At 44.0% G+C, this 16,339-nt stretch carries 15 protein-coding genes, 1 tRNA gene and 2 pseudogenes; 10 read left to right on the forward strand and 8 right to left on the reverse strand.

What is annotated here, in order from left to right:
• Positions 1 to 43 precede the first annotated feature (43 nt).
• The 3 genes from B2P60_RS06400 to B2P60_RS06410 all read left to right on the forward strand — a co-directional run bounded on the left by B2P60_RS06400 (position 44) and on the right by B2P60_RS06410 (position 5,158).
• A complete protein-coding gene (locus tag B2P60_RS06400; protein WP_286740099.1) occupies positions 44 to 1,771 on the forward strand; it encodes a multidrug ABC transporter permease/ATP-binding protein in 1,728 nt (575 codons plus the stop codon).
• A 418-nt stretch (positions 1,772 to 2,189) separates the two neighbouring features.
• Entirely contained in the window at positions 2,190 to 4,364 is a 2,175-nt protein-coding gene (locus B2P60_RS06405; RefSeq protein ID WP_286740100.1) for a TonB-dependent siderophore receptor, read from the forward strand.
• A gap of 50 nt (positions 4,365 to 4,414) precedes the next feature.
• Positions 4,415 to 5,158 (forward strand): siderophore-interacting protein, encoded by a 744-nt coding sequence (locus B2P60_RS06410; RefSeq protein ID WP_230708405.1) that lies wholly within the window; start codon positions 4,415 to 4,417, stop codon positions 5,156 to 5,158.
• Positions 5,159 to 5,352: 194 nt separating this feature from the next.
• On the opposite strand, the gene B2P60_RS06415 is transcribed toward B2P60_RS06410, so the two are convergent.
• Positions 5,353 to 6,216: a universal stress protein gene (locus B2P60_RS06415; RefSeq protein ID WP_286740103.1), complete on the reverse strand. Its 864-nt coding sequence runs from the start codon at positions 6,214 to 6,216 to the stop codon at positions 5,353 to 5,355.
• Positions 6,217 to 6,470: 254 nt separating this feature from the next.
• Between B2P60_RS06415 and B2P60_RS06420 the strand changes: the two genes are divergently transcribed.
• Positions 6,471 to 7,004, forward strand: a complete 534-nt coding sequence (locus B2P60_RS06420; RefSeq protein WP_198334660.1) for a DUF2058 domain-containing protein — start codon at positions 6,471 to 6,473, stop codon at positions 7,002 to 7,004.
• A 181-nt stretch (positions 7,005 to 7,185) separates the two neighbouring features.
• Here the strand turns inward: B2P60_RS06420 and B2P60_RS06425 are convergent, their stop codons facing one another.
• The 3 genes from B2P60_RS06425 to B2P60_RS06435 all read right to left on the reverse strand — a co-directional run bounded on the left by B2P60_RS06425 (position 7,186) and on the right by B2P60_RS06435 (position 11,252).
• Complete coding sequence (locus B2P60_RS06425) at positions 7,186 to 8,976, reverse strand: potassium/proton antiporter (protein ID WP_286740106.1); 1,791 nt, start codon at positions 8,974 to 8,976, stop codon at positions 7,186 to 7,188.
• Between the two features lie 79 nt (positions 8,977 to 9,055).
• Positions 9,056 to 9,391 carry a GlpM family protein gene (locus B2P60_RS06430; protein WP_230708408.1) on the reverse strand — a complete coding sequence of 112 codons (336 nt, stop codon included), beginning with the start codon at positions 9,389 to 9,391 and terminating at the stop codon, positions 9,056 to 9,058.
• Between the two features lie 190 nt (positions 9,392 to 9,581).
• A complete protein-coding gene (locus B2P60_RS06435) occupies positions 9,582 to 11,252 on the reverse strand; it encodes an alpha-keto acid decarboxylase family protein (protein ID WP_286740107.1) in 1,671 nt (556 codons plus the stop codon).
• 266 nt (positions 11,253 to 11,518) lie between these two features.
• Between B2P60_RS06435 and B2P60_RS06440 the strand changes: the two genes are divergently transcribed.
• Positions 11,519 to 11,593: transfer RNA gene (locus tag B2P60_RS06440), tRNA-Gly, on the forward strand.
• A gap of 428 nt (positions 11,594 to 12,021) precedes the next feature.
• Here the strand turns inward: B2P60_RS06440 and B2P60_RS06445 are convergent.
• The gene (locus B2P60_RS06445; RefSeq protein ID WP_105245245.1) at positions 12,022 to 12,246 is read right to left on the reverse strand and encodes a helix-turn-helix domain-containing protein; all 225 of its coding nucleotides are present in this window, start codon (positions 12,244 to 12,246) and stop codon (positions 12,022 to 12,024) included.
• A 195-nt stretch (positions 12,247 to 12,441) separates the two neighbouring features.
• On the opposite strand from B2P60_RS06445, the gene B2P60_RS06450 reads away from it, so the two are divergent.
• Genes B2P60_RS06450 through B2P60_RS06465 form a run of 4 tightly spaced genes read left to right on the forward strand, consistent with a single transcriptional unit; the run spans position 12,442 to position 14,491 of the window.
• Positions 12,442 to 12,657: a hypothetical protein gene (locus tag B2P60_RS06450; RefSeq protein ID WP_011513303.1), complete on the forward strand. Its 216-nt coding sequence runs from the start codon at positions 12,442 to 12,444 to the stop codon at positions 12,655 to 12,657.
• 16 nt (positions 12,658 to 12,673) lie between these two features.
• Positions 12,674 to 13,903 (forward strand): site-specific integrase, encoded by a 1,230-nt coding sequence (locus B2P60_RS06455; protein ID WP_286740110.1) that lies wholly within the window; start codon positions 12,674 to 12,676, stop codon positions 13,901 to 13,903.
• Positions 13,900 to 14,193 (forward strand): hypothetical protein, encoded by a 294-nt coding sequence (locus B2P60_RS06460; RefSeq protein ID WP_286740112.1) that lies wholly within the window; start codon positions 13,900 to 13,902, stop codon positions 14,191 to 14,193. The genes B2P60_RS06455 and B2P60_RS06460 overlap by 4 nt, the downstream gene beginning before the upstream one ends.
• Positions 14,194 to 14,203: 10 nt before the next feature.
• Positions 14,204 to 14,491, forward strand: coding sequence for a hypothetical protein (locus B2P60_RS06465; RefSeq protein ID WP_286740114.1), 288 nt, complete (start codon positions 14,204 to 14,206; stop codon positions 14,489 to 14,491).
• A 7-nt stretch (positions 14,492 to 14,498) separates the two neighbouring features.
• Here B2P60_RS06465 and B2P60_RS06470 read toward each other — a convergent pair.
• From B2P60_RS06470 to B2P60_RS06480, 3 genes and pseudogenes are all read right to left on the reverse strand, one after another.
• Positions 14,499 to 14,984: pseudogene (locus B2P60_RS06470) on the reverse strand (IS3 family transposase); the annotation flags it as partial.
• Positions 14,985 to 14,999: 15 nt separating this feature from the next.
• Positions 15,000 to 15,260: an IS3 family transposase gene (locus B2P60_RS06475; protein WP_286740115.1), complete on the reverse strand. Its 261-nt coding sequence runs from the start codon at positions 15,258 to 15,260 to the stop codon at positions 15,000 to 15,002.
• 124 nt (positions 15,261 to 15,384) lie between these two features.
• Complete coding sequence (locus B2P60_RS06480; RefSeq protein ID WP_192992678.1) at positions 15,385 to 15,696, reverse strand: transposase; 312 nt, start codon at positions 15,694 to 15,696, stop codon at positions 15,385 to 15,387.
• Positions 15,697 to 15,771: 75 nt separating this feature from the next.
• Between B2P60_RS06480 and B2P60_RS06485 the strand changes: the two are divergent.
• Positions 15,772 to 16,339, forward strand: a pseudogene (locus tag B2P60_RS06485) (IS256 family transposase); the annotation flags it as partial.

A 16,339-nucleotide genomic window follows, 5' to 3' on the forward strand; every position in this document is an offset into this window, starting at 1 on the left:
TGCCATCAAAAATACGTAAAATCCATCCTATTATTGAGTCACTATGTCCTCTCGTGCCACAGCTTCTTTATATCACATGATTTGGGCGCACTACCGCTTGCCCTTTTTCAAAGTCATCTTGCTTAATCTAGTGAATGCGGCCGTCAGTGTGGGTATCATTGCTTATATCAATCACACGTTTATCAGTCAGCCCGCGTTTAATACCTTATCGTGGGTGAGTTTGGGTTACTTTTCAGCGTTAGTACTACTGCTGTTAGTCACTACTTTCTTATCGCAGTATGCTTTGACACGTTTGGGCCACAAGTTTGTTTATGAGCTTAGAACGACGCTGGTCAAACAAATCATCGATACCAAAGTCCCGCAAATAGATCATTTGGGTAGTGCGCGATTACTCGCCAGCCTATCCTCTGATATCCAGTCCATTACGGTGGCCTTTGTACGCATGCCAGAGTTGGTACAGGGGATTATCTTATCTGCGGGTGTCGCCCTTTATCTGGGTTGGCTATCATTGCCCCTACTGTTGATTGTCATGTTTTGGATTGTGATGACCATTTGGATCAGTACCATTTTAGTGAAACATGTCTATAAGCATTTGACAGAACTGCGAGACATTAACGATCTTTTATATCAAGACTATGAATCTATTATAGAAGGACGTAAAGAGCTGGCGCTGAATCAACATCGCGCTAAAAAGTTGTATAACACCGACTTTTTGTCTCATGCCAAATCTTATGAAAAAACAGTGGTTAAGTCTGACACGTTTCATTTATCGGCAGTGAATTGGTCAAACATCATGATGTTCGCAGCGATTGGTGTGGTGTTTGCAGTATCCAACTATCTTGATATACCGATGACTGTGGCCACTACCTTTTCTTTAACGATTTTATTTGTGCAATCGCCTCTCCTTCATGCAGTCGGTGCTTATCCGACGCTGCAAACAGCACAAGTTGCACTAGATAAAATAAAATCCTTAGAGCTGGCAGACTATCAATCAGCATTTGCCACCGACACCGCCGTCAAAGACTGGCAATCTATTACTTTGTCCGATATTCATTATCGTTATGAGAGCAGTCGTTATGAGAGCAATCATTCTGATGCATCTGCTCTAGTGACAAAAAATACGGCTCATTCAAATGATATATTAAAAGACGTCAATTTAACCTTAAAACGTGGCGATGTGGTCTTTTTGATCGGCGCTAATGGTAGTGGCAAATCTACCCTTGCCAAGATTATGACAGGGATTTTTACCCCTACTACCGGTTCTGTCCATATTGACGCTCAGCTTATTGATTCAAAAAACAATGCTGATTATCGACAGCTATTTTCTGCCATTTTTAGTGACCAACATCTCTTTAAACAACTGATTGGTTGTGAGGGTAATGACCCTGATATGACGTTAGTAGACACTTGGCTGCATAAATTAAACCTGCAAGATAAAGTCAGTGTCACCGACCATCGACTGTCTACCGATAAACTATCACAGGGACAACGTAAACGATTGGCCATGCTCATCGCTGTCGCTGAACATAAGGACATCCTGTTACTTGATGAGTGGGCGGCTGACCAAGATCCTGCTTTTCGCCGCGTGTTCTATCAGACACTGATTCCTGAACTAAAAGCGCTGGGTAAAACCTTATTTATTATCAGTCATGATGACAGCTACTTTGAGCATGCTGATCGATTGTTACTGATGAAAGAAGGCAGCTTAATTGAACTAAATGCTGAAGAACGACAGCGCGCCAGTGCCGATGCCATCTCCATGCTGAAGTAAATATAACTTTGAGTATAAAGTCATTGTAAATAAAACCATTGAAAATAAAGCCATAACGATAACGTAAAGGGGCTTCTTTCTAAAAGACGCCCCGCTTTTAGATACAGTGATAGTCGTTTATTTATCCGAACAACGCCCATTAACCATCTTTAGTTATTCAACATATAACACAAACATACTGGCAAATATTCACTGTTTTTTATCTATTGTGAGCATTTAACCATTCAGCTAGACAAATTTTTTCTTTGTCACTTCACTATAAATCCCACGATTCATGACTGCTAATCCTGCGACATCCGCTCAAAATGTAAGTTTTTAATGATAACGATAATCATTAATGTTATCATTAATCGGGTTGTTTAACGAACTCGAAATAAAATCTGTCATAGTCAATGGTCATTATCTAAAAGGAAATATAATGCGGTCGCCTTTACCCTTCCAATCTATTCAAAAAAAACGTCTAACAGTGGCAATACAAATTGGCTTATTAATGGGCATCAGTCATGCTGCTTATGCGGAGGATGTGCCGAAGCTTAACGGAGACAACGAGGCGACTCCATCCACCACCTTAGATGCGGTTACCGTCTACGCCGACAGCTACCGCAGTACAGGCACAAAAACCGCATTAGATCCCAATGACGCACCAATGAGTTACACAAGAATCGATCAAGAGCTGCTACAAAAGCGTCAAGCTGACAGCGTCAATGCCGCCCTACGTTATGAGCCAGGGGTGACGACCGAGAGTCGCGGCACCGTGTCTATTTTTGATGAGTACAATATTCGCGGTTTTAAGACCTATTCTAATTTTTACGATGGACTAAGACTGCCTTATGATGGTGCTTGGAACCTGATGCCACAAGTTGATATCTATGCCACGGAAGCGGTAGAAGTATTAAAAGGGCCCGCCTCTTCACTCTATGGCTACGCCGCCCCCGGTGGCATGGTCAACCAAGTCGCCAAGAGTCCAAAAAACACCCAAGCGTCTGAGATGCAGCTTCGGCTTGGCAACCAAAATCTCAAAGAAGTAGCAATCGATACCACAGGCCCTCTTACAGACACACTGAATTATCGCTTGGTCGCGTTAAAGCGCAAAAAAGATGGGCAGATGCAGACCACAGAAGAAGAACGCACCCTGATCAATCCATCACTTGAATGGCAAGCAACTGACGATGTTTCTGTCCTTGCCAATCTTTTTTATCAAGATGATCCAGAAATGGTACCCTCTACCCCATTGCCTGCTGTTGGTACTGTCTACAATGCCAGCTACGGCAAACTAGACAGTGATGCCTACGCTGGTGATAAATGGAATCGCTTTAGCAAAGAAGTATTTATGCCAAGCGTCACTGTCAACTGGAACATCAATGATCAGTTAACCTTTAAACATATCACGCGCTATACCGACGCTGAAGCGCAGCAACGTAATATATATAACCGTGGGTTTGTCGAGGGTAGTGACACGACTCTCAATCGCGTGGCATACACCACTGATGAGACTATGCACAACTGGACCACAGACAACCAGCTGGCTTATCAGCTAGATACTGCCAATACATCACATAACCTATTGTTTGGGGTCGAGTATCAAGAGACAGACAGCAACGCGACTTACTACGATGCTGGGACAGCTGGTACACCAAATCTTGATTTATCGAGTCCAGACTTCTCCCAGATAAATGCGGACAATTTGCCGTTAGATACTTATCGTCAGAAGCAAGACATCGAACAAAGCCAGCTGGGACTTTATGTACAAGATGAGATGCAGTGGCAAGATTTAACAGTAGTAGCAGGATTACGTCACGACAATTTTGACAGTAGCACCGAGCAAACCGAAGCCACTAAAGGAGCTGTTTATAGTGACAAAACGATTAGTAATGACGCGTCAGAGACCAGTGGCCGTCTTGCTGCCATTTATGACTTTGATAATGGCCTATCTCCTTATGCCAGCTACTCACAATCGTTTCAGCCCGTTGTCGGTAGTAACTTTATTACCAATGAAGCGTTTAAACCAACCACCGCTGACCAGTTAGAAGCGGGTATCAAATACCTGTCCTCAGATCGTGCCACTCAAGGGACGTTGGCTGTGTTTGATATTACGCAAAAAAATGTCGTCGTAACGAACCCATCCAATTCTCAACAAAAAGTTCAAACTGGTGAGATTACTTCTAAAGGCGTTGAGATATCCGGCAGTCATATGCTGAATGACTGGGTAGATATCGCTGCAAGCTACAGCTATACCGATGCTGATATTACCGAGGATGAGTTCAATCCAGATGTGGTCGGCAACACGCCGGCGCAAATCGCTAAACACAAAGCCACCCTATGGGCAGATTACTATGCCACAGACAAGCTCACCCTCAATGCCGGGGTTCGCTATGAGGGTGGTATGCAAATTGATAAACAAAACTCAGACGAGCTGCCAAGTGTGACTTTGGTAGATATCGGTGGCAATTATCAAATTAATCCTATGCTTGCTGTCGGCGCTAGTATCAACAATCTCTTTGACAAAACCTATGTTGGCGCTTGCTATGACCTCGAGAACTGCTGGATGGGACCTGAGCGTCAAATGTCAGTCAGTCTAAAGGCAAGCTTTTAAGCACCACGAAGCATTGAACAACGATCATGACAATAAAAGGAAAATATAATATGGCAAAACCCAATCCAAGAGTTCTTGAGGTTATTGGCACGACATACATCACGCCACATATGTGCCGCGTCACGCTTGGCGGTGACGGATTGAGAGACTTTCCAGTCGATCAAGAGAGTGCTTACATCAAACTCATGTTTCCTCAAGAAAAAGAGTCACGTCCACTGATGCGTACGTATACGATCAGCGGCCAACGTGACAATGAAATAGATGTTGATTTTGCTTTGCATGACGCTGAGGGGCCTGCCTCTACGTGGGCACGAAACGCCCAAGTTGGACAGCAAATCTTGGTGGGTGGTCCTGGACCAAAGAAGCTCATTAACAATGATGCGGATTGGTTTTTATTGGTTGGCGATATGACGGCCCTACCTGCGATCACTGTCAACCTCGCTCAGCTCCCTGATGACGCGCGCGGCTACGCTGTACTTGAGGTGACTACTGAGGCGGACCGTCAAACACTCAAAAAGCCTGCAAATGTTGAAATCCATTGGATTATTAATGCCACACCTAATGCAGAAAACAGCCCTTTACTTGAGCGTATTAAAACACTTCCATGGTTTAGGGGACAACCTGCGGTTTGGGCGGCTTGTGAGTTCCATAGTATGCGTGCGCTACGCCAATACTTCAAAGTAGAGCGCTTGATACCAAAAACGCATTTGTATGTCTCTAGCTATTGGAAAGTTAACAGCACAGAGGATCAACACAAAATTGAGAAGCGCGAAGATGCACAAAGCATCGCATAACACGCGAGAGGCATGAATCGTCTTGAAGTCTTAGAGATCACTTACGCTATGCGATGATATTTAACTTGTCATCCCATAGCCTTAAGGATTTTCTACTGACGGCTAAGCAAAAGAGACTCTACTTATCAAAACCTTTTAGAAGTTAACTCAAACTGGTTGACTACTACAATCGTAAAGCTTACAAAATACGAAAGTTAGCGCACCAAAATCACTGGTGATAACGTGCTGGCGATAATTTCTGTCGTGGTACTTCCCAAAAATAACTGCTGCCACTTAGAATGGCCATAGGCGCCCACCACCATAATATCAATGTGATTGTCTACTTGGAATTTTAACAGTCCATCAACGGCATCAGCCGCCGATAAATGATGCGCCTCTACGGTAAAACCTGCATCTTCGAGCTGCGCTGCGGTTGCACTCAAGCTTTGTTTGGCCGTGTCGTTATGGTTGCCTATCATGACGATATGACCCTGCAATCCTTTCAAAACAGGACTTCTCGCAACCATCCACGCCGCTTTAATAGCCGTTTTGCTGCCATCGAAGGCAATCATATATGAGCTTGGCTCTTTGAATTTCTCTGAGCAAATCAGTACCGGAACATCTGATGCTCGGGCAACTGTTTCAATTTGACTACCGATATTAATGCGACTGTTTTTATGGTCTTCTCCGCGCCGTCCCATGACGACGGCTCGGTTTTCTGTTTTAAAGTGCTCAATGGCTGGTAACAGCTTGCCGTGCCGTTGGTAGATACGGACACTGACACCATCAAAGCTACCTTGAATATGACTTTTGGCATCTTGCACCAAGGCATCGCTATAACTGTTCACAACCTTTGCTCTTTGTTCATCCAGTTCGGTTAACTCTTCTAATAAAAACTGGCGACTATTAATACCGATCGCCCCTGACAAATCACGTCTGGTCGACACAGGAATATCACTAACATGCAGCAGACCGACTGGTAAGTTCAGCTTACTGGCATACCACGCTGCATAGTCACAAACCGATTCGGTCACTGCCGAGCCGTCAATACAAGCCAAAATGTGCTGTGATGTTGTCATAACTTATCCTTAAATGTAGTTATTTACTCCATGATTTGATCATAACCAATTTGGACCCTTTCATCCAGTGATGTAATTACGATTATCCCATACGGCTAGACTTATCTACACCATAATCAAAAACAATGTCTAATAGAGTTCGTTTGATTCATTCGTGAAGTCTTGTCCTCTCCTAACAGCATGCCCTAGTAAAGTTTGCTACAATATATTTTTTTAATTTATGATTGAAGTAATCTTATTTAGGTGATGGAACTATGGCAAAAAATGCCCTACAGGCTCAATTGTTAAAAGCGGGATTGGTGGATAGCAAAAAAGCCAAAAAAATCAGCAAGCAGACACAGCACGCTAAGCGGACTGGTGACTCAGAGAGTATGGAAGCCAAAAAAGCGTTGGCAGAAGCCCAAGCAAAAAAGCTGGAGAAAGATCAAAAGCTCAATCAGGAAAAACAACGTGCTTTAGAAGAGAAAATGCTAAAAGCCAATATTGTACAAATGATTAAGCAGCATCAGATTACCGATACAGAGGGTGATGTTAGCTATCAGTTTGTAGATAACTCTAAGGTGAAAAAAATTGCTATCACCCAAAAACTGTATGATCAAATTGTGGTCGGTCATGTGGTGATTGCACGACTAGAAGAAGGCTATGCCCTCCTCCCTCGACCATTGGCAGATCGTATAGATGCGAAAATGGAAGGCTTTATGGTGGTGTCTAACGATACGACAGAAGAAGTACTGGCAGAAGACGATCCTTACGCGGCTTATGTGATTCCAGATGATTTAATGTGGTAGTAGCTCACTTCTATAAAGATTGTTGAATCAAAACCCTTTATAGCATTTGATATTCTACAAAGGGTTTTTGATAGTATTCGTTTACGACTATTTATTCTCACCCAGTCACATGCTTACTGCAACCACTCAAGTTTTAAGACGCTGAGCTACTGACCAACATTATGGCCCATAGTGACAAAGACTATACTGCTGTGTGTGGTTCTTGGTTTTTTAGACCAATGGTTCTCAGCTTGCCTTTGTCATCCACTTCCTTAATGACCAATGACCACTCTTCACTGATTGCCACGGTGTCGCCTGAGACGGGCGCGGTACCCAAGTGTGATTTTACGTACTCAGCAACCGTTTGCTCCCACATATTTTTGAAGCCCTCTTCATCTGTGGTTTTTAGCGTTTTTACTAACGTTTCAGATTCCATAATACCGGCAAAAAATGGTAAGTCTCCAAGTTTGACACTCGGTGATAGCAGCCAGTCACCATAAAAATCATCGATGGCTTTACGATCGAGTGTTGTATCATTAAAGATGTTGGCAATTTTACTGGCATGATTGCCGCGCATCGCGTACCAGACACTATCGCCAAATGTTAGCTTGGTGTCATTATCAACCACCACAATTTGCTGCCCGCGTACCAGTGCAAACACACTGATTTCGTCGGGGCTAATGCGTTTAGAGATGTCCATCGGGTGGCGGCCAATAGCAAACGCGCCCGATTGAACTTCAAACTCATACAAGGTTATGCTCGCTTTATCTGAGACCCAAACCTCGTGTTCTTCTTTTGGGTCTTTATTATTCGGAATACGTACTTTGAACAGAGTGGCCATAAAAGGAATGGTCGTCCCTTGCAAAATCAATGATAAAACCACCACACCAAACGCAATATCAAACAGCATAAAGGCGTTGTCTATCCCAGCCATCACGGGCAGCATGGCAAGAGTAATAGGTACCGCCCCGCGTAAGCCGACCCAAGAGATAAAACCAATCTCTCTGTCTTTAAATCTAAAAGGTTTCACACTGGTATAAACGGCGATAGGACGGGCAACCAAAATCATAAAGGCCGCAATCGCTACTGAATAGTGCCAGACATTGATGACATTCGATGGAGTGACCAAAAGCCCCAATACCACAAACAGTACCGCTTGCGATAACCAAGCAAAGCTATCCATCACTCGCATGACATGCTCAGTTGAGCGCACCTTATGATTGCCAATCAACACGCCCGTCAGATACACCGCCAAAAAGCCACTACCGCCCAGTAGATTGGTCGCGGCAAAAACGGCCAAACCAGCAGAAAGTATCAAAATAGCATACATGCCTTCTGCCAAGTGCACCTTTGGCAACAGCCGAGATAGCAAGTAACCAAAGAGTAAGCCCATACCCAACCCAAAGCTCAGCTGCTGCAACAGCAAGCCTAAAAATCCAAGTACCGTCTGTCCGGCAGGATCAACGTTTAAGGCAATCAGACCAGTTACCAACAAAATAGCCAACGGGTCATTAGCACCGGACTCTAACTCAAGCGTGGCTTGAACGCGATCATTCAGTTTAACCCCACCATTGCGCAATAAAGAAAATACAGCTGCCGCATCGGTCGAACCAACAATAGCGGCCATTAACAAACCAAAGCGCCAGTCAACATCGAGCAGCCAAGTGACAAACACGCCTAACACCATCACCGTGACCAGCACACCCCACGTAGCTAAAGTAACTGCAGGCTTTAAACCGACTCGAAACGACTTAAAAGAGGTACGTAAACCACCATCTAACAAGATACAGGCTAAGGCTGCTTGCCCGACAAAATTGGCGAGCGCATATTGAGAAAACTCAATACCCAATATTCCCTGCTCGCCCGCCAGCATTCCTACTATCAAAAACAGCAATAACAATGGTACGCCTAAGCGCGCAGATAGTGTGCTCGCCATAATGCTGGCGAAAATGAGTACTGCGCCTACGAGATACAGGATATTTAAGGTATCCATCTTTTTAAGCCCTATTTTAATCGATTATGATGAGTTGGGTTCTTGCGACAGTGACGTAATAACGATGCTATACCCTTCATTAAGCCTGAATGTATTGCCATGCGACCACCAAGACAGCCGCTGCCACTGTCCAAGCAACGACCCCTAATAACAACGCCTTATACAAGCCAATATAGCTGATGCTAAAAAATACCACAAAAGTGTAAATCAGATGCGGTATGACCCCAAGCATACTAAATATGAGGGCCACTTTTAGGTCAGCGGGACTACGCTCGGTACCAACGATGAAATGACTGATCAAAGTAAAAGTGGGGAACAGGGGCGCAAGCGCAGCCAAATAGAAAAACCGAGTCTGTGCGAATAATTGAATCACCAATACCATCAACGCGCCAATAAGCATTTTTAGCCAAATCACGATGGGTTATCTCCTGTTGAATGCCAAGGGCTGAACATCGCCTAACCTGTCATGATACTAAAGTATGCAAACAGACATAAGGGCTATCTCTGTTTAGTTGGGCAACATTATAAAAACAGTCAAAAAAAACCCATTTAGTCACCAAACTAAATGGGTTTTTGCGTTTATCATCAAAACTTGGCCGATACTGTTAATCGGCTTTCGGCTTCAGGGCGGCGCTGATATCAGCTAACAGTGGCGGGATATCATGCTTGTCTGCCATCACCTCTAGCATGACTAACTTATCTGTGGTTGCCGCCGCTGTTTCGAGCGCAGATTTCAACTCACCAGCAGTGTTCACCTTGAGAATTAAACTGTTGTCTTCCGTGGCACCAAACGCTTGCGGCATCATCTGCCAATTACATTTAGGAATGTCATTATAACGCTGGTGTTCACCATGAATCGCCCGCTCAACCGTATAGCCATCATTGTTAACCAATACTATGACTGGGTTGATACGCTCTTGAATCATCACTGCGAGCTCTTGTACCGTCAATAACGCTGAACCATCACCGATCAGTAAGACACTACGCTTATTTGGCGAGGCAATAGCAGCGCCCAAGCTTGCTGGCAACGTATAGCCAATCGACCCCCACATTGGTTGCCCATAGGACGTAACGCCCTCTGGCAGACGCACATCACTAATACCAAAGTAGGCAGTCCCTTGGTCAGAAAACACCAGGTTGTTATGGTTTAAGTGGTCTGCAATGATGTGCCAAAGGTCATCCTGACGAATAGGCTCGTCATCTTTGCCATTTTGCTCGTGCGGCTTGACTGGCTCAGAAAAAGGTTTGGGCATAATATTGATACCAGATGTCATCACTTCATGTAGCGCTTGTAAAGAATCCTTTAACGCAATCGGAGCAAAATTCTGACCGCTAATAGACGCGCGTTCATAATGCAGATCGACCACCACCTCCTCATTGATATCTTGGCTAAAGCCTGCCGTGGTGGTATCCGTATATTGCACACCAATTTTTATCAAACATTCGCAGTTTTCTACCGCATCTTTAACCACTGGTCGTGATGCCACACCGGCATACGTCCCTGCCCAGCGATCGCTGTTTTCATCTAGCAATGTCTTGCCCCACGACAGCGTTGTATAGGGAATATCGGTATCGGCGATTAAGGCTTTGAGCTGCGGCTGTAGCCCCAAACGATGCACCATCAAGTCTGCCATAAGCGTCGTGGTTTTATTTGGCAAAAAATCTATTAGTGCTTGCTTAAAATTGGCTAGCGCGGCTTGGCTAGTGATGTCTTCTTGGCTGTCATCAAGCTTGGTCGTTGGCGGATAAATAGGTTGACGAGCAACATCAGGGGATAGCAACAGATAGCCTGGACGGTGCTTTTTTAGTATCAAGCGAATCACACGGTCGATCTCTGATGCCGCATTTTCAGGGGTAATCTGTGCCCGTGCTACCGTTACAGGCTCTACCATTTTGATAAAATGATTAAATGTGCCATCCCCCAGAGTGTGATGGATGCGACGTTTGGAATCTTGTAGTGCTGTACTTGGTGCCCCCACGATGTGTAGCACTGGTGCATACTCAGCAAAAGAGCCTGCGGTCGCATTAATCGCGGACAACTCCCCCACCCCAAAAGTTGTCACCATAGCAGCAAAGCCACGCTCGCGTGCGTAGCCATCAGCGGCGTAACCTGCGTTTAGCTCATTGGTGTTACCCACCCAGCGTAGTTTATCAGAGGCGATGATATTGTCTAAAAAAGTTAAATTAAAATCACCAGGCACGCCAAATATCTCAGAGGCACCCGCTTCTGCGACACGATCAAACAAATAATCGGCGATGGTATATTGTTGACTCATTTTTTATCCTTATGACTTATCTTGGTAAGTATTGATCATTGAAAATGTCAGTGAGTTAAATTATAAAGTGCGTCCCAGCCTATTTATGCAATACAAAGCTTTTGGAATACATAATATAATAAACTGTTATAACATATATTCATGACCAGATGACACGCCTGTTTTACTAACTTTACTTTTTTTCTTCATAGGTGTTGACAGACCAAAAAAACTGCGTATAATACCTCGTCATCATCTAGACAATAGATTGTTTATCAGATGATTTAGCGGGAATAGCTCAGTGGTAGAGCATAACCTTGCCAAGGTTGGGGTCGAGAGTTCGAATCTCTTTTCCCGCTCCAAATACTTAAAAAGCCTCACTTAACAGTGAGGCTTTTTTTTGTCCGATTTTTAAGGGCTGTAGCGTTTTTCAGCATGAGCTATTCAGTCTAATTGCTAAGTTTATCTAACATATTAAAAGCTCAAAAATCAGCACCGTGACCAAAACGTGACCATTTCGTGCCCACGCTATAAACACTGATTTCGTAATTGAACCCAACTTATTATTCTTATCTTTATAAAAAGCGATGCTAAGAAATATTTTCTTAACATCGCTTTTCCTTTTTTACTGCTTTTGTATGTTGAGCTCATAGCGTGACCAAAACGTGACCAAATCATGAAAAAGTAAGTTTTAAAAATAACCCCAACCTTAATTGTAGGCCTTGGAACGTCATATGTATAAGGCTCTACCAATTATTCATCTGAGAATTTCTTTCAACTTTGTAGATCCTCAAGACTCTTCATTATCTTTATTATTTGGCTTATAAATAAATAAGTCACCCACCTGCACATCTAAAAACTCACATAACTGGTCGATGGTATTGAAGTCAATTCTTGATGACTCTTCATTGTATAACTTATGAAGGGTTGATTTACTCATACCTGTTGCTCTTACAACATCTGCTACACGCAACTTTTTCTCTGCCAAAATTACAGGAAGTTTAGACACAATCATAATTAATACCTCTTTTCGGGTAAAAATGCTTTACATTGAGGTAAAAAGATAATATAGTACACAAATCGGTTACTAATTACCTCTAAGCAGGTAAATAACAGCTGATACTTCAAAGGTGCATTTTTAAGGCTGATAAAATAATTTCTATTCTATCACTTAATGCAATGACTTAATAACTGAAAAGAGGTAAACACTATGAGCAATACTTATTTAACAACTGATGAGTTAGCCGAACGCATCAAGTACGACGCACGTACTATCCGCAATCAAATGAAAGACACCGTTTTGATTGAAAACATTCACTACATACGCCCTTTTGGTGGCCGTAAAATTCTATATGTATGGGAGCGTATCGAAGAGGATATGTGCAAGCCGGTTATGAGCGCTATCAACGGTATGGCACTTCAATAATAGCAGGAGATTTATCATGGCTACTATACAAGGACGGTTTGGCAAACTAATCGCTGATTTCTACTACCTAGGTATACGTTGTCGAGAAAAGACTAGCTTGGAAGATAACCCAGCTAACAGAAAAAAATTAGCGACTGTTTTGAAAAAGATAGATGCAGAAATAACCCTAGGCATCTTTGACTATGGCGCCTACTTTCCGAAGAGTACGCGTTTAAAAGAGATGACGGCACTGGCTGATAGAGCGGAAGCTTGTATCAGTCGTAATCCAACCTTTAGGCAGTTTTCAGAGATTTGGTACGAAGAGAAGAAGATTGAATGGCGGCCGAGCTATCGGCAAAAGACGCAGATTATCTTGGATAAGTACTTGTTACCTGAGTTTGGTGGTAAAGCAGTACATGCCATAAAAAAACCAGACTTGCTGAACTTCCGTAGCTCCCTCGCCAAAGTTCGTTACGGTAAAGATGGTCAGTCAAGTCTGTCAGTAGCACGGATCAACCAGATCATGATACTTCTTCGTATGATACTAGAAGAAGCATCAGATCGCCATGAGTTTGAGATGCCTTATAAAAATATTAAGAACCTCAAGCAAGCTCGTCCGGATGTAAATCCGTTTACATTGAGTGAGGTATGGCTGATTTTAAAGCATGTCCGTGCTGACTATAAGCCCTACTACACCATTCGCTTCTTTACCGGGATGCGTACCAGTGAGATTGATGGGCTTAGGTGGGACTGTATTAATTTTGATCGCCGTGAGATCAGTATCCGTGGTGCATTAGTAAATGGTGAGATGGGTCCAACGAAGACGTTAGGCTCGCAACGTGATATTGCGATGTCACAGTTGGTCTATGACGCCCTACTAGAGCAGAAGGCACGCACCTTTGGTAAGTCAGAGTTTGTGTTTTGCAATTCACAGGGCAATCCGATGGAGTACCGTAATGTGAACCGGCGGGTATGGAAACCCACGCTTGCCCTACTCGGTCTTAAACATCGGCGGGCTTATCAGACTCGGCATACCGCAGCGACACTTTGGCTCGCTGCTGGTGAGAATCCTGAGTGGATAGCCCGGCAGATGGGTCACAGTAGTACTGAGATGCTGTTTCGGGTGTATAGCCGCTATGTGCCTGATATCACCCGTCAGGATGGCTCAGCGATGGATAACTTGCTACTGGCGAGTAAGGAAAAGCTAACCAGCGCAGCAAATACAAATAGCTCTAATGCACAAACTGACAAGGAGACGTCACTATGACAATTATCAATTATGAAGAGCTGTTTGCTGAACTTAAACCTGACGGTGCAATCAGTGCAGATGCAAACCTTATTGCTAATGCATTAATGCGTGAGTTATATATTTCATCGGGTTATGACCTAGCACGCTTCTTAGGAGTGAAGCGATGCTTTGATAATGATATGGCACTGCGTGTATGGGTGCAGAAGCGCTTGGATACTCAGGATGGGTACTTTGTGGAAGATATAAGCAGCAAGCTTCAGAGCGAACTTTATGAGCTATTACCGCAGTCTGGTTATGACGGCTACTAAGGAGAATGTGATGAGTGTAAAACTTCAGCCGAATATGACGCAGAATGCGCGAGATCTAAGAATCTGTGAGGATTACTGGGCGTATGATAACGAAAGTGACTATATTGCTCATGTAGAAACCATCTGTGAAAAGTATGAGATTGGCGCACAGGTACTATTCGAGACAGTCGGTGAATGTTTTGCTTATTTAGATGATGTGCGATGCGAGTACTGTGGTTATGTGTGTCCTTTACAGATACCAGCAGACATTCCATATATGCGCTCAAAAGAGCGTTGGTGCTGTGAGGTATGTGTGTAGTGGTCAACTAATTTAGGACACCTGATAAGAGGTTTTTGTTAAAGTAGCGTCTCTCTTTTTCTGCTGGCGGCAAATAATCGTTGAAAGTATGCGGTCTCACGGACTGATAATAGCTCCAGATATAATCAACAATGGCGCTTTTAGCCTCAGCGATATCTTCATAACCGCCCTTTGGCATCCACTCAGTTTTGAAGCTTCTGAAGAATCTTTCGGTCGGCGCATTATCCCAACAATTTCCGCGACGGCTCATGCTTTGCGTCATACCCTCACAACTCGCCACGGATTCAGCAAACTTCTTGCTAGTGTAATGGGTTCCTTGATCAGAGTGAAACAACACGCCACTTGGCTTTAAGCGTGTCTGATACGCCATTTGCAGCGCTTTGATTGTCAACACGCTGTCAGGGGAATCTGACACCGAAAAGCCCACCACACGACGGGCATATAAATCTAAAACAACCGCTAGGTAGCACCAGCCGCCTTTGATACGAATATATGTGACATCACCCGTCTAGACCTGATTGGGCGCTGATGGGCTAAAATTACGGTTCAGTATGTTGTCATGAGCTTGGTGTTCTTCGTCAGCGCGCTTGTATTTATGTGTTTTTAGCTGGCAACTGATGAGCCCCATACTTCTCATAATCTTAGCAGCTAAGTAACGTGTCAGCTTAATGCCATGCTCATTCATCAAGATAGCAGCAATGCTGCGAGCGCCAGCTGATTGCTTTGAGTCATTAAATATTTGGCGTATTAAGGCTTTAAGCTTGACCATTTCAATATTTATCGGCTTTGGGGCTTTGGCTGCAAGCCATAGTAATAGCTACTCTTAACCATGCCAAATAGGTCACACAATTGAGTTTTACTCATCTGTTTGTCTTGCTCTGCCAGCTGACTTATCAGCGATAGTCGCTCAGACTGTCCAAGGCTAGCAGAGCTGAAGCCTTTTTTAAGATGTCGCGCTCCATAGTCAGCCGTTTTACTTGTTTACGCAGTTCTTGGAGTTCTCGCTGTTCATCGGTTAAGGCATTGCCGACTTTAGGTGCTTGTCCACCCATTTCTTGACGGTACTGACTCAGCCATTTCTGTAAGGTGGATTTGCCAATGCCAAGTGAATTAGAAACGTCGGGGATGCTACGGTTGTGATCAGTGACTAAGCTGATGGCTTCAAGTTTGAATTCTCGGGTATATTGGTTGCGTTTGTTGGTCATACTAGTTTCCTTCTTTGGGGTAGTATAAACCTCTTATGCACTGTCCAAGTTTATTATGCCACTACAGATAAACCTAATAAGCGTAATGGGCACACTAAAAAGACCGTCCGCAGTGACACAGGCGATCTTGAGATATCCACCCCAAGAGACCGCGGTGGCAGCTTTGAGCCTGTACTCGTTAGTAAGCATCAAACCCGTATTAGTGGCCTTGATGATAAAATCATATTTCACTACAGGCATAGCCTTACGTCTTGCGCTTCGGGCAAGTGTCTCCCAGACACTTGCTGATCCTCGCTCATACGCCAAAGGTCAAACCACCACCGAGATTGTAGAGAGCATTAAAGAGCTCTACGATGTCGACATCTCAAGCTCTCTTGTCTCAAGAGTCACCGATAATATATTAGAGGACATCACCGCTTGGCAGAACAGGCCGCTGAGCAGTGTTTATCCTATCGTCTATTTAGACTGCATCGTCGTTAAGGTACGCCAAGACAAGCAGATCATCAACAAGGCGATCTATCTGGCGCTAGGCGTGGGACTTGATGGTAAAAAAGAGCTGCTTGGTATGTGGCTGTCAGAGAATGAAGGCGCTAAGTTCTGGCTGGGTGTTCTTACTGAACTACAAAACCGCGGGGTTCAAGAT

The sequence above is a fragment of the Psychrobacter sp. UBA3068 genome (genome assembly GCF_002366815.1).
Lineage (GTDB): Bacteria > Pseudomonadota > Gammaproteobacteria > Pseudomonadales > Moraxellaceae > Psychrobacter > Psychrobacter namhaensis.

What these genes read in the sequence shown, in the direction of transcription:
- B2P60_RS06445 (WP_105245245.1), bottom strand. Translation starts at nt 12,246, where the DNA reads ATGATTGTGTCTAAACTTCCTGTAATTTTGGCAGAGAAAAAGTTGCGT.
- B2P60_RS06475 (WP_286740115.1), bottom strand. Translation starts at nt 15,260, where the DNA reads ATGGTCAAGCTTAAAGCCTTAATACGCCAAATATTTAATGACTCAAAG.
- B2P60_RS06410 (WP_230708405.1), top strand. Translation starts at nt 4,415, where the DNA reads ATGGCAAAACCCAATCCAAGAGTTCTTGAGGTTATTGGCACGACATAC.
- B2P60_RS06450 (WP_011513303.1), top strand. Translation starts at nt 12,442, where the DNA reads ATGAGCAATACTTATTTAACAACTGATGAGTTAGCCGAACGCATCAAG.
- B2P60_RS06400 (WP_286740099.1), top strand. Translation starts at nt 44, where the DNA reads ATGTCCTCTCGTGCCACAGCTTCTTTATATCACATGATTTGGGCGCAC.
- B2P60_RS06415 (WP_286740103.1), bottom strand. Translation starts at nt 6,216, where the DNA reads ATGACAACATCACAGCACATTTTGGCTTGTATTGACGGCTCGGCAGTG.
- B2P60_RS06455 (WP_286740110.1), top strand. Translation starts at nt 12,674, where the DNA reads ATGGCTACTATACAAGGACGGTTTGGCAAACTAATCGCTGATTTCTAC.
- B2P60_RS06425 (WP_286740106.1), bottom strand. Translation starts at nt 8,976, where the DNA reads ATGGATACCTTAAATATCCTGTATCTCGTAGGCGCAGTACTCATTTTC.
- B2P60_RS06420 (WP_198334660.1), top strand. Translation starts at nt 6,471, where the DNA reads ATGGCAAAAAATGCCCTACAGGCTCAATTGTTAAAAGCGGGATTGGTG.
- B2P60_RS06435 (WP_286740107.1), bottom strand. Translation starts at nt 11,252, where the DNA reads ATGAGTCAACAATATACCATCGCCGATTATTTGTTTGATCGTGTCGCA.
- B2P60_RS06465 (WP_286740114.1), top strand. Translation starts at nt 14,204, where the DNA reads ATGAGTGTAAAACTTCAGCCGAATATGACGCAGAATGCGCGAGATCTA.
- B2P60_RS06405 (WP_286740100.1), top strand. Translation starts at nt 2,190, where the DNA reads ATGCGGTCGCCTTTACCCTTCCAATCTATTCAAAAAAAACGTCTAACA.
- B2P60_RS06480 (WP_192992678.1), bottom strand. Translation starts at nt 15,696, where the DNA reads ATGACCAACAAACGCAACCAATATACCCGAGAATTCAAACTTGAAGCC.
- B2P60_RS06460 (WP_286740112.1), top strand. Translation starts at nt 13,900, where the DNA reads ATGACAATTATCAATTATGAAGAGCTGTTTGCTGAACTTAAACCTGAC.